Here is a 13977-nt window from a genome sequence, read left to right as displayed (position 1 = left end):
TTCTTTGAGCTAACAGCTCTTGATGATCAGTAAACAAAAATATCCCCCTTTTTCTGCGTGATCAAGGGGGATATTGAGTCAAAAAGAGGGATATATTCGTATTTGTGTAATAATGAGATGACACATATCTATTTTCATATTTTCTACAGTCCGGTTGGGGCAGTTCCACTGATAAGTGACCATCCTGGATTTTGATAAATAACAGAGTTTTCTGCTGTTCCGTCATCCGAAGCCAACTGGAAATGCTCTGTGGCAATGGGTGCGAGGTAATGCGCCATGGCAAATTTTACACCGGTATAAGACAGGGCATTGCTTCGGATCTCCAATGGTCTGAGGTATTCACTCCGTGCGGGATCTGAAACGACAGATTTGTCATTGGTAGCACCATAAATCAATTGTTCGGGTGTATACCAATCTTTCATCGGTCCCCAAAGTTTAAAACCTTCAAAATGGTCTGCTGTTGTAATCAGTTGATCCATAGCCCGCCAACGCTTAAGATCCATCCAACGTAGACCTTCAGCCATAAGCTCACTTCTGCGTTCGCGACGTATATTGTACAATGTTGGTGATATAAACTGTCCTGCAGAATACGCGCCCCAATCTTTCTTTTCTTTATCCATTTGCGTTGCCGCAATGGTCGCATTGAAATCAGGATCGACTTTAGCCCGTGTACGCAGTGCGCGCCAATAGGCCTGTGCCTTCGTATCTAAATTTTGATTCTTTTCATAACAAGCCTCCATATAATTGAGGTAGGCCTCGGTGGCTCGGAAGGTAATGCTACCCGTAAATCCCTGACCGTTGAGCGTTTGTAAACCGTCGTATGAAATGCCTTTACGAATTGTATAACCTGTTGTGTAACGTCGTTCCCAATCGGTATCGTATACAGTCGGAGTGGGCTCTATGAGCGTGTAGTGAGTACCCTGTCCAATATTGACCAATACATTCTTTTGGCCAGGTTCTTTTAAAAACAATTGTAAACGGCCATCGCGATTCTTCCGAACATCTGCTATGTAATTATCACCAGCATAACCGCTGCCCGAAGCGTAAATAGGCAGTCCATTGGACATCAGAAAGCTTTCGACAAGGCCGCGTGTCAAACCAACCGCATAATTTCCGCGTTGTGCATACACAGGCACATTATGTGTCACCAGGCTTTGATTATATTGACGCCACAGCAATACTTCACCATAACTCGACATATCTACTGCGCCAAACATGCTGAAGTAAGGATTCTCGTTGTTGGCAGATTCTATAATTCCGGTATTATTTTCCAGTTGAATATTGTCAGCAACAGCAGAAGCTGATTCCATGGCCTGCGTTAAAAAGTAGTCGATCTCTCCGGTAATACTTCCAGTCGGGAATGCATAATTGCTATTGTATGATTTTGCAGCACCCGGCCAGTTTGGTCCTTTAGGGACGAATGCGGTTCCGCTGAAGTATTTGAGCCATGTACCCTCATACAAAGCCACTCGGGATTTGAACAGTTGCGCGACATTTTTTGAGATCCGCTGTTTCTTGCCGTCCGGCGAACTTTGGTTCAGCAAGGTAATAGCCGAATCCAAGTCAGAAAGAATAAAACGAGCCACTTCATTTCTTGGCGAACGCTTACTTGCTTCTACCAAAATATTCTTGTCCTTATCCGACATCACATTGCGAATAATTGGGAAATCACCTAAGGCCTGTAATTTCCCAAAGTAAACGTAGGCCCGTAAAAAATAGGCTTCACCGATATAATGTGCAATGTTACTTGAATTTCCGAGAATACGATTTTCTTTCCATTTGGGAACCACCGTATTTATAAAATAATTCATCTGATAAATACTTGAAAAATCCCAGTCGCCGCCATTCGATCCTACGCGCCATTGGCCTGGAATAAACTTGTTATCGAGTGTTGGAATAGCCATATTGTCTGTATTTCCGTCTATGCCGAAAGTGCCAAATGACCAGTTGCCGTGTGAAGGAAATAGGCCCGCATATTGATTTACGGTATAAGCAGCTAGTTGTGACTCCTCATCCAGATAAGCTTCAGGTATAATGGACGAAGGGGGTGCAATATCCAAATATTTATTGCAGGAAGCTAGACCTACCAAAGCGACAAGGCCTAATTGCATCAATCTAAAAATAGTATTATTGAATTTCATAATGAATCGACTTAAAATGTAACACTTAAACCTGCAGACCAGACTTTAGTCAATGGATAAACGGTTCCGTTGCTTCCGCCATCAATAGTTTCGGGATCAAACATTCCCGCTACACTTGAGCCGGTCCAGATATTTTCTCCGGAAACGTATACACGCAAGCGCTCCACACCGAAACGTTTTGTTGTTTCTTTCGGCAAGGTATAGCCCAGCTGAATATTTTTTATGCGGATATAGGCTGCGTTCTGCAAAAAGCGCGTCTGCGTCTGCTGGTTTTTAGCAGTACCAAAAACAGGACGTGCGTAATATGCTTCAAGATTTTCACCCAGGGGATTATCTGCAGTACGGAAATAATCAAGATGATCGACCAAGCCCGTTGACCACCATTTTGAAGTTGCGCCCCAAAAATAGTAGCCCCCTTGCCAATAATCGCGTTTCATGACACCTTGCATGAAAATGCTAAAGTCAAAATTTTTGTAGTCCGCATTCAGATTCAATCCAAAGGAGTAACGCGGTGTGCTGTTTCCAATCACACGACGATCACCTGGATCGGCCTCTGTATTGCTGCCACCATCTATTTTTCCGTCTCCATTAAGATCAGCATACATGATATCTCCTGCCCCCCATTGTGTTCCTAATGCATTTTGTCCACCATTGGGCAAGCTCGCCAAATGCTGGCTCATTTGCTCTTCTGTCTTGGCAATACCAAGGGTTTGATACCCCCATATTTCACCCAGCTTTTGACCTTCACGATAGTTTGATAATGACCCTATTGCGTTAGGATAGCGTGTTACTGTTGTGGTATAATCAGACAAGAGGAACTTTGCTCCATATGCAAAACCACTGGCAGTACGGTCATTCCAGCCCAGGGTAGCCTCAAATCCTCTTGTTTTTAAGTCGGTGTTGTTTGTTTGAGGAACTGTCGTCCCTAATGTATTAGGTAACTGTGGAGCTGGGCCGACCATATTAAATGTTTTCCGTTCGAAGACCTCAAAAGACCCAGAAAGGCGGCTATTTAAAAAGGCGAAATCGACGCCTAAGTTCTTCGTATTGATAGATTCCCAGGTCAATAAAGCACTTACGAGGCCTGGAGCCGATGCAGAATTTGGTCGCGCATTATTGATCAGCCAAGCACCATTGGCTGTCCCCGTTGGTTGCGTAACATAAGTCGGATACCAGACATCGGTATTTTGATTGCCTAGCTCTCCGTAGGAAGCTCTTAATTTCAGCATATTAATAAATGGTGCCGACTCTACAAGGAAGTTTTCTTTGGCGATGTTCCATCCCGCAGAAACTGAAGGAAACCAGCCCCAGCGGCTATCGCTACGGAAACGTGATGAACCGTCATAACGCAGATTAGCTTCCAATAGATATTTTTCAGCATAATTGTAATTCAATCGGCCGAAGAAACCCGCTGTTGCCCATTTTTGATATTCGCCAGATACAGAAGGTACTACTGCTTTTCCATTGATATCTGTGCCGGAAGTCAGATTCAATACCGGTTGATCCGGGATAATGATTCCGTCACGTTGCACACCGAGATTGCGATAGGCCGTATGTTCAATCTGACCACCGACCATAACTTTAAAATGATGGTCGCCCCAGCTTTTATCGTAATCAGAAAAGATATTGATGTTATAATAGTTTTCCTTTAAACCAAATTCGTAGACGTTTGAAGAGTTTTTATACAAATAAGGATCACCATTCACGTCATGATTGTAAAGACGCTGCGAATCCCAGTGACGAAATTGAGTTGTGGTCCTATAGTTAAAATTACCGGTTGTACGCCATCCTTTAATTGGTTCAAGGATCAGCTGTAACTGTTGATAAATGTAATCCTTACTGGATTTATCCTGTCCGCCTTCTTTCATGGCAAGTGCAGGTGAAGGAGAACTGAACAAGTATCCATTCGGATCATAAAGTGGCAGCGTTGGCCAGCCCTGTCTTCCTAAATCATCGTAAAAACTATTGGTCAATGCTGCAGGACGGTCATAGTCTTCACGTACCAACCTAGCGTTGTAATTTACCTGAAAGATGTCAGATACTTTAGAATTGATTTTAGCCGCAACAGAGTAACGGTCGTAATGGTCTGTATTGAAGGCCATCAATCCTTGTTGCTTCATGAAATTGCCAGAAAGGTAATAGGTTGTTTTTTCGGTTCCGCCATTGAGACTTAGGTTGTGCTCCTGGGCAAAAGCCTGATCCCGGTACATGACGTCGAACCAATCGTTATTGTCGTTACCATAGGCATATCCTTCAGCCCAATACAACTTATTATTCGGATCGACAATGGTCGAATTTTTCAGGCTTCCGTTTTGATAATCCAAGATGCGCTGTAGATGCTCCGCGGAGAAATGCGGTGAACCGCCTGCGTTGACTTCGGCCTGATTGAAATATTGAGCAAAAGTGTAAGAGTCCATCATCTTAGGCATCAATGTCGGTGCGTTCATACGAAAGCTATTATTATAATTTACCGAAGTACGTCCAGCCTTTCCAGATTTTGTGGTGACCAAAATAACCCCAAAAGCGGCTCTAGAACCATAAATTGAAGCAGCACCAGCATCTTTCAAGACAGAAACGCTTTCGATATCTTGTGGATTTAATGCCGCCAAAGATCCTTCAGAGCCATCAATTAGGACCAATGGTGCCGAAGAAGATGTGCCGATTGTACCTGTACCCCGGATATTAATAGATGGATTGGTTTCCATCGTTCCCGAGTTTTGGGAAATATTTAGGCCGGGGGCCAGTCCTTGCAGTGCCTGGATAGCATTTCTTACAGGTCTATTTTCCAGCTGCTTGGCATCTACCACCGCAACAGAACCGGTCAGGTTTGTTTTTTTCTGCGAGCCAAAACCAACGACCACCACTTCATCCAAAACATCTCCTTCGGAAGCATCAAGCTGCACGTTAAGCTCGTAGTTCCCTTGGCTGATCTGTTTTAGCTGACTGAATTCAAAGCGCTGTTTCGCATAGCCTAGAAAGGTAAATTCTAATGCCGTGACTGTTGCAGCACTGAGTGTATATTTCCCCTGTGTATCTGTTTGCGCCTGCATTGTGGAACCGATATTTTTAACGGTCACTCCAGCAAGTGGTCTGTTATTTTCGGTAACCTGGCCCCGTACAGTTATTGACTGTGCATAAGCCTGCTGTAAGCTTAAAAGTAAAAAGCAGATAGAACAAAGCCAGCGCTGCGTTAATACTATTTTCCTTTTCATAAGTAAAACTGTTTAGTGATTAAATAATATTTTGATGAAGAGTAACATGGCAATACGAGGTAGCAATATTGCGTTTCGTTAAGAATTCAAGGATCAAACAATCCACTTTTGATTGGTAAATTCATCATAATTAAACTTGGTTATTTAGCTGTTTTTGAGCTTTAGCCAACTTACTTTCCCCACACCTATTTTTTATATAATTTGGAGAGGGTATTCATCTAGTTAGGCAAACACTCTTGGTTATTTAACATCGTCAATACAATAAAATGTCGTATTGACACTTGCAATATTATCAAAAACGTTACAGAGGAAGGGGGGTATAATCTTCTTATTTTAAGGGGTAAATTCGTCAAATTAGGCTTTTTGACCTCATTAAAGGATATTCTGGTTTAGGCAGACAAAAAAAGCCACATCTCCGGATGTGGCTTCTGAACTAAATTTATAAACATGTTATTCACTAGGGATCAGCTTTTGGTATAACTGAGCTGGCCCGCAAATTATGAGCTTCTATTTATAGGAATTGATCGATTTGGATACTCTCCAGTCTTTACCTTCACGCACTAAAGTAACAAGATCGGTTTTGGTGAAATTTTCAAATTTCAAAGTAACCCTGGCCACCATATAATCTGTAGACTGTTCAACTACATCTGTGCTAACCGCGCAATCCAGGTGGATATTCTTTTGCTTTTTCAAGGATTTAACCACTTCATAGCGGCTATATGACTTTAAGGTGCCCGTTTGGACCTTTAGATTAAAATCTTCAGCAAACAATTGTTCTATTCCAGCCGACTCACCTTCAGTGATCACGGCGACATAGTGCTCTAGCGCAAAGTCTGCGGTTGATAGATTAACGCTGACCGGGTTTGATTTTGAACCCGGTCCTTCAGCTGCCATAGCAAATGTTGATACGGCCATTAAAGCTGCTAATGTGAATGTTTTTACGAGAGTTTTCATACTATCTTTTTTTGTGCTTTTTTACCTTGCTTATCTCTTGACTCAAAATTATCGCTCCAAATGCTTGTCGCCCACGAATTTTAGATCAATAACCAGCAGAAGTCGCTGAATGACTGAAATGAAAAAGTAAACTTCAAAATGCATAAAGAACATACTATCAATTTTAATAGCTCCGTGCCAAAGACCATACCAGTTGGCCCCAAGGTTCATTTATGCCTTTTAAAACCCATTATGGACGATCTAAGATTTTCTTCAAAAAACGAAATGTACGCATGCGAACAGTTCTTATCCGAATTGTTCACATACGTACAGCACATTAAAATGAAATAGAAGTTTAATTTTCTATACATTTTGAAGTGAATGACGATATACAGTAAAAAAGAAACGTACTTGTTTGCCTGATCAGAAAGATCAGGCATCAAATTTTTTCGGGGAGACAAACAGGCTAGTAACACGGTACAAGCTCGCGAGACATAGGTTTAACTGGTCATCTTCGAGGGAATATATCGGAATTACAAACTCATTCCCAAGGTAAACGCGACGCCTTTAGATTCCAGGTCCACATTTCCTGCCAGCTCCGATAAGTCTTCGGCAGCAAGCTTTGAAGACTTCAATGATCGATTGAGTTATATGACGCAGCTCATCATTACCCGTAAATTTAGCTCAAATCTATCGCTCGTTGTGGTCCCAACCTTTCTTCACTGGAGCTATACAGCTTATAACGATCAGAATACTGTATTTGCTCTTGGTATTGGCGAGCGGGCCAAGGTCAGCAATAGGATCGCATTAGTAGCAGACTATACATTACCCTTCCGAAAGTCGTCGAACAAAAAATACCGTGAAGATGTAAGCGGACAGCGTTATTATAATGCATTAGGTGTCGGTTTGGAAATGGTTACCGGAGGACATATCTTCCATCTCAATTTTACCAATGCAACCGCAATACAAGAATCTCAGTTTATTAGCGAAACAAATAGCTCCTGGCGTAAGGGACAATTCCGTTGGGGATTCAGCATTGCACGCCGTTTCAATTTTAACAAAAAATAAAAAAGCAATTGCTCCATCGTGTACTTGGAATCAAAATAATCTGTCCAACGTAATAAGAATTCAAAATACTTAAAAGCATCATCGGTTGATAGGTTCTTAAATCAAAAAAGCGGATAACAATGCTGTTATCCGCTTTTTTATCACACAATATTAAATCTACAAATCATTTAACCACTTATTTACCTCATCTTGTGTTTTACCGGTCTTCTTTTGAAGCTTACCTACCAATTCGTCTTCTTTGCCCTCGGCATATAATAGATCATCATCAGTAAGATCTGCATATTGTTGTTTTACCTTACCTTTGATTTCGTTCCAACGGCCTTTCCATGTTAATTCGCTCATAATTATTTTCCTTTCGTTATTTATCAATAGAACAGTTTCATACAGCTAATCGTTTAAAAAATAATGTTATAAAATGTTAATTTCACAACATTCACCTGGTAAACAGGCACTTTCTATTTTTTATATTATTATTTCCGGTTACAATTGGCCGTCCATACCTTGCTGTCTTTTGTATAACCAATTGTCAATTTACCGGCATCAATACGGATAACTCCTGTACCTGCCGAACCAATGTTGACCAAGACGTTATCCTTTTTTTCAAAATCTACGCCGTTGAGATTTGGAATGCCATTTCCAAAAGCGAAATTATAGGTATCGCCAACTTTTGTTACGGTAACTGTTCCTTCTGCAGCGGCAACATCATTGTCATTGTTATTCATATCATCATACGAGATAGTGCCTTCATATTTACCAACAAAAAGATCGTTGTCGGCCGGATCATCGTCTTTGCTACATGATGTAAAGCCTACCAATACCGTTAAAATAAGCATACCGAGTCCCAGTGTTTGAATTAATTTTTTCATACGTTGATGTGTTAATGTGAATATTATATTTTATTACAGCTGGGTAAAATTCAAACTTTATGCCAGTGCAAATGCAACCTTAGAAACACCCGTATCAAACACTTAAGAAGGGGTATAAATACCGAACTAGCGAATAAATACACAACGATCGTATGCAGATATCCGTTAAATACCCCATTTCTATTAATAAGTCATTATGATCTTTTGTATTTTTAAGACCATAACTGGTTTTTCCCTCCACATTGGAGTAATCTAACTCCAATCTAGTGGGAAAAACCTCCGGTATAATGCATGATTAGATCCCATATAAAAAAAACAGCCTTATTTATGAAATTATTTTCCGTCTTTCTATTTTTTATTGCCCTCCAGTCTTGCACCGTTCAGCGGATAGGAAAAAAAGAAAAAGGTTCTTTGTATATCAATACATCAATCCCCGCACATAGTTCCTTAGCCATCTCAACCGAAGATGCCAGTCCATTTTCCATTGAGACTAAAAAAAGCTCGACCGGTCGGCTAAAAATTTTGAATGAATCAGAGGAGATTGAGATGGAGAAGGACAAAACATACACACTGAATGTCAACCAGAAAGGGAACATCGTATTCCTAAATCAATCCGATCAAGGAACTAATATCCAATTGAGAGTCTATAACCATACATCGAAGATCATTCAGAAAACAAATCTCATCCACTAAGAAAGGAGACAAAATATTTTTAAAAAAACTTGGAGCAAAAGCGCATTATCGCTAAATTCATTTATTCCAAGCCTACACTATGGAAATCAATTATGCGCTTATCGTTCGAAGATTCGAGGAATATTTTGACCTATGGAGTTCCAAAGTATACCAATATGCAATCCATAAAACCAAATCTTCTTATCTAGCCGAAGAAACCGTACAGCGTGTATTTATCAAACTCTGGAAAAATATGAGTGACAAAAATATCGATGCCACCATAGAATCCCAGATTTTCTGTATCACCCGAACAGTGGTGATCGATCTGGTCAAGGCAGAGTATAACCGTAAGAAACTTTTGGATCACGATCAAACATTTGTCTTACGCCATAGCCCTCAGGATGATTTTTATGCCAAACAACTTACCTCCACACTCCATGAAATTGTCGATAAACTACCGGAGAAACGCAAGGAGATTTTTATGCTAAGCCGATTTTCTAATCTTTCGCATAAGGAAATTGCGGACAAGCTGGCCATATCAACGAAAACTGTGGAAAACCAATTGACACTAGCACTAAAAACCATTCGAAAGGCTTTACTGTTCGGTATGCTGATGCAAATTATTTTTTAATTTCTTTGGGGGGTACCTCATTTTCAATCGTAATCTTTATACATGAAGATTACAAAAACACTCATCGACAAATACCTAAGCGGTAAAGCCAGTGCGGAAGAAATTGCCGCAGTAGAAAATGCGCTGGCCAATAACGAGTTTTATTGGGAGGATTTTATGCCGGAAACGGAATGGCAAGCATATGAGATGGATTCGGATTTTAAAAACCAAAAGGAAATAAAAGGGCATATTTTCAAACAAATAGGGCAAAAAAATAAGGATCGTTTCAACTGGTTAAAATATGCGGCTATTATCTTCTTCATTGGAATCGGAGCTTGGCTGGGATTAAACCAGATCGATTCTTCTAAATATAACACCGCATATCGTAGCGCAAAGAAAGTCCAGCCCACACCACAAGAGCAACCAAGTAATTTATATTATATCAATTCAGGTAATACCATTCAACAAATTGCAGTTCCAGACGGTTCTACTATCGACCTATACCCCAATTCTGAAGTAAAATTCAGTTCAGATTTCACAACTATTAGCGCGCGGGAAATCCAATTAAAAGGTAAAGCCAAATTTACGGTAGCAAAGGATAAGACAAAGCCTTTTCGCGTTCATACGGCCGATTTGACAACAACCGCACTTGGCACTGTTTTCAGTGTGGAAGAAGGTGGTAGCGCGATTACGAAAATAAAACTCTATGAAGGCCGTATTGAAGTCAAAAGCAATCAGCATTCTGAAAATAAACAGGCCTTAAATCTACAGTTTCAACCCAACGAAGAAATCAGCATTGATAGCAAGCTACAACAGATCATTGCCGAAACCCGAGTCAATACTTCTCAATCCAGCAAAAGGGGATCTTACTTAAAAACTAGCGGACAACTGATCTTTAAAAACCTCCCATTGCAAGATGTACTTCACATCATCAGTCATAATTATGGCCTTAAACTAAGCGTTGAACCTAAAGATATACAAAATAAATATTATAGTGGAACGTATAAAAATACAGCATCTGCATACGTCAACATGTTAGCTGATATCCAAGCACTCCATAAAATAACCATTCATGTACAAACCGAATAACATTCACTCACATAACCCACAAATTATGCACAATTATTTACCTTCCAAGCATAGTATCCTGACTATGCTATTGTTGAGATCCAACATTCGAGCCGACGTAAACTGGGCACTGCGTCTTGGCCTCATGGGGCTTTTGTCAACAAGCTATCTTCTCGCTAATGCCCAACAAAATGCGACCATTAACGGAGTAATCAAAGATGAAACAGGAAAGCCCATCCCCTCGGCGACGGTTACCATACGTAATGCGACGAGCGGAATGAAAAAAACAACAACCAGCAGGCCTGACGGAACTTTTTCACTCGACCAGATTCCTGCTGGACAGGGCTACCAGATCAGCGTATCGTCTATCGGTTTTAAAAGCAGAGAACTGTTGGATTACACCATTACAGACAGGGACAAGCTAGCGATCAATATCAGTTTGGAATCGAGTGCGCAAAACCTACAGGAGGTTGTCGTTACAGCGCTTGGTATCAAACGCGAAAAAAAAGCGCTCGGTTATACGGTCGCTGAACTCAAAGGCGACGAGCTGACGCAGGGTAAGGAAACCAATGTGGCGAATGCCTTATCGGGTAAAGTTGCCGGCGTGCAGGTAAGCCGCGCCGCATCCGGTGCCGGAGGTTCATCCAAGGTCGTGATACGTGGTAACAACTCACTTATCGGTAATAGCCAGCCGCTCTATGTTGTTGATGGAGTACCGATTGATAATCAAAACATTTCATCTCCAAACCAATCTGGGGGAACAGATTATGGCGACGGAATCGGAAACATCAATCCCGAAGACATCGAAACGATGTCGGTATTAAAAGGCCCGAATGCGGCCGCACTTTATGGACAAAGAGGAAGTAACGGAGTTATCTTGATCACAACTAAATCTGGTAAAGCTGGTAAGACCCGTTTTAGCTATGGTACAGATTTTTCATTGGGCAATGGGCTGGTCTTACCGGATTTTCAAAATGCCTATGGACAAGGATTGAACGGAACATTTACACATTTCAGAAAAGATGACGGCACCATTGTTTCTATGAGTGAAGCGCTGAAAAATGGTTACAGTGGTATGCCTAAAATGAGCGCCGGACGTGACCGTACGACACGAGCAAGCTGGGGTGCAAAAATGGAAGGCCAGACTTATGAAGATGCTTATGGCAACATCTTACAGTTAACACCGAAACCAGATACCTACTCGTCGTTTTTTCAAACGGAGAAACAGTTTGTCAACAACCTTAGTATAGATGGCGGAACCGACAAAGTAAACTACCGTTTTTCATTTGCCAATACAGATGTAAAGGGTTATATCCCAACCAATACGCTGAAGAGAAACAATTTCGGTCTGCGCACACAAGCCAAAATAACCGATAAATTTCACATCGACATCAAGGCGAACTATATCGCACAAAAGGGGCAAAACCGGCCAACACTGGCCGATGCGGCAGACAATCCTGCCTACCTATTTATCAGCCAGCCGCGAAGCTTGGGCAACGACATCATGGCACAGTATAAATGGACCGCACAGGAGATCAGCAGACAGCTCGGATTTTCGGGATTGACGGAAGGATTGGAGAAAACCTATGCCACCAATAGTTCCACAGCCAACCCCTTTTGGACCATTCATGAAAACCACAATGAAGATCGTCGGGACCGCATCATAGGGTTACTCCGTCTGAGCTACGACTTTGCTCCTTGGCTTAAGGTCACAGCGACCGGGGGTACGGACTTCTATACCGATCAACGGTTTCGCTACCGTCCTATAAACACCTACCAAAGCTTGAACCGAAAGGGTGATATTCGCGAAGAGGTCATCAGAGCCCGCGAAGACAATTTTGACGTCCTCGCTAGCTCCAACTTCAAATTGACCGATGACATTAAACTCAGTGCCAACTTAGGGGCCAGCCATCAAAGCCGGTATTTGCGTATGACAGGAAATTCAGGCAATCAATTTATTGTTCCGAATCTCTTTGTAATCAATAACACCACGACAAATAGTTACATATTTGACCTGATCGAGTCCAAGATTAATTCGGCTTATCTATCGGGCCAGTTCAGTTACAAAGACTATTGGTTTGTTGATTTCTCTGCCCGTAACGACTGGTCTTCTACCCTGTCAAAGGAAAACAATTCGTTTTTCTACCCGAGTGTAAGTTCCAGTTTAGTCTTATCGGATGCCTTCAAATGGCAATCTGATGCACTGTCTTTCGCCAAAATCAGAGCTTCATGGGCCCAGGCCGGTAGTTCAGGAAACCCATATCAACTGACAGGAGCTTATAGTCTCAACCAGTATACCCATGGTGGTGTACCGATGGCTTCTTATACAGAAATTATTCCTGATCCGAATTTGAAAAACGAATTGACCACGTCGATCGAAGCTGGGGCAGACCTGAGATTTCTAAAAAACAGACTTTCGTTCTCCTTTACCTACTATCAAGCCAAGACAAAGAATCAGATTTTGGACGTACCAATCGCCCCTTCCAGTCTCTATGTAAAGAACAGGATCAACGCTGGAGAAATTAGCAACAGAGGTATTGAATTTGTATTGGGAGCAACACCAATCAAAAGCGAATCGGGTTTTGAATGGAATACAACCTTCAATTACAACCGCAACAGAAATAAAGTTGAATCACTCTATCCCGGTGTAGAAAGCTTTTTACTCGCTACAGACCGCGGGATAAATGTTGTTGCGGAGGTCGGAAAACCATTTGGCCAGCTAATTGGGACACAGTTTGCATGGATCAAAGATGATCAGGGAAATAGGTTGATCGACCCTACCACTGGACTCCCTTTGCGCACAGCCGGACGTGTAGAAACCGATCTTGGAAATGCGCAACCCGACTGGCTGGGTGGTTTTGCCAATACCTTTAAATATAAAGGTTTCAACCTCTACGCACTTGTCGATATCCGTCAGGGCGGCGTGATCTTCTCCCAATCCAATCGTGAGCAGATCATTTATGGTACTTCTAAAAAGACCTTGGAAGGCCGTGATGGCACCTACGTTGCCGAAGGGATGGTCGGACAAAAAGATGGATCAGGGAACTGGACAAGTACAGGAACAAAAAACAGCAAGCAGGTTGCCGCACAAGATTACTGGAACATTGTTGCGAGTGACAAAGAAGTCATGGTATCCGAAGAAATGATCAATGATATGAGTTATATTGCCATGCGCGAAATCAGTCTCTCCTATTCTTTCCCTAAAAAGCTGATGCCACATAAACTTGTTAACTCCCTAAAATTGGGCGTCTATGGGCGGAATCTATTTTATTTTCAACGGAAAACTGATGGATTTTCACCAGAAGCTTCTGCTTTCAATGTAAACAATAGCTCGATTGGTATTGAATCAACTTCACTTCCAATGATGCGCACATTCGGTATTAATCTCACTGTTGGTCTGTAAACCC

The 13977-nt window shown here is 41.7% G+C and carries 10 protein-coding genes; 5 read left to right on the top strand and 5 right to left on the bottom strand.

All coding sequences use genetic code 11. From position 1 onward, the window contains the following. Positions 1 to 143: 143 nt before the first annotated feature. From L1283_RS20075 to L1283_RS20065, 3 genes are all read right to left on the bottom strand, one after another. Entirely contained in the window at positions 144 to 2141 is a 1998-nt protein-coding gene (locus L1283_RS20075) for a RagB/SusD family nutrient uptake outer membrane protein (RefSeq protein WP_075991414.1), read from the bottom strand. Between the two features lie 11 nt (positions 2142 to 2152). Then, on the bottom strand, positions 2153 to 5353 hold the full coding sequence (locus L1283_RS20070; protein ID WP_088160521.1) for a SusC/RagA family TonB-linked outer membrane protein: 3201 nt from the start codon (positions 5351 to 5353) through the stop codon (positions 2153 to 2155). Positions 5354 to 5860: 507 nt separating this feature from the next. Then, a complete protein-coding gene (locus L1283_RS20065) occupies positions 5861 to 6307 on the bottom strand; it encodes a nuclear transport factor 2 family protein (protein WP_088160520.1) in 447 nt (148 codons plus the stop codon). Positions 6308 to 6937: 630 nt separating this feature from the next. On the opposite strand from L1283_RS20065, the gene L1283_RS20060 reads away from it, so the two are divergent. After that, positions 6938 to 7354, top strand: a complete 417-nt coding sequence (locus L1283_RS20060) for a DUF5777 family beta-barrel protein (protein WP_088160519.1) — start codon at positions 6938 to 6940, stop codon at positions 7352 to 7354. A 156-nt stretch (positions 7355 to 7510) separates the two neighbouring features. Here L1283_RS20060 and L1283_RS20055 read toward each other — a convergent pair whose 3' ends face one another. After that, positions 7511 to 7696 carry a CsbD family protein gene (locus L1283_RS20055; protein WP_046672091.1) on the bottom strand — a complete coding sequence of 62 codons (186 nt, stop codon included), beginning with the start codon at positions 7694 to 7696 and terminating at the stop codon, positions 7511 to 7513. A 128-nt stretch (positions 7697 to 7824) separates the two neighbouring features. Further along, on the bottom strand, positions 7825 to 8220 hold the full coding sequence (locus L1283_RS20050) for a hypothetical protein (protein ID WP_075991410.1): 396 nt from the start codon (positions 8218 to 8220) through the stop codon (positions 7825 to 7827). A 327-nt stretch (positions 8221 to 8547) separates the two neighbouring features. Here L1283_RS20050 and L1283_RS20045 point away from each other — a divergent pair, with 327 nt between their 5' ends. The 4 genes from L1283_RS20045 to L1283_RS20030 all read left to right on the top strand — a co-directional run bounded on the left by L1283_RS20045 (position 8548) and on the right by L1283_RS20030 (position 13973). Beyond that, positions 8548 to 8913: a hypothetical protein gene (locus L1283_RS20045; RefSeq protein ID WP_075991409.1), complete on the top strand. Its 366-nt coding sequence runs from the start codon at positions 8548 to 8550 to the stop codon at positions 8911 to 8913. A 79-nt stretch (positions 8914 to 8992) separates the two neighbouring features. Next, positions 8993 to 9523: a sigma-70 family RNA polymerase sigma factor gene (locus L1283_RS20040; RefSeq protein WP_075991408.1), complete on the top strand. Its 531-nt coding sequence runs from the start codon at positions 8993 to 8995 to the stop codon at positions 9521 to 9523. A gap of 42 nt (positions 9524 to 9565) precedes the next feature. Then, positions 9566 to 10591, top strand: a complete 1026-nt coding sequence (locus L1283_RS20035; protein ID WP_088160518.1) for a FecR family protein — start codon at positions 9566 to 9568, stop codon at positions 10589 to 10591. Positions 10592 to 10616: 25 nt separating this feature from the next. Next, the gene (locus L1283_RS20030) at positions 10617 to 13973 is read left to right on the top strand and encodes a SusC/RagA family TonB-linked outer membrane protein (RefSeq protein WP_075991406.1); all 3357 of its coding nucleotides are present in this window, start codon (positions 10617 to 10619) and stop codon (positions 13971 to 13973) included. Positions 13974 to 13977 lie beyond the last annotated feature (4 nt).

Origin of the sequence: Sphingobacterium sp. HSC-15S19 (genome assembly GCF_050433745.1) — a bacterium.
Taxonomy (GTDB): domain Bacteria; phylum Bacteroidota; class Bacteroidia; order Sphingobacteriales; family Sphingobacteriaceae; genus Sphingobacterium; species Sphingobacterium siyangense.
This window is presented reverse-complemented; position numbering and strand designations above follow the sequence as displayed.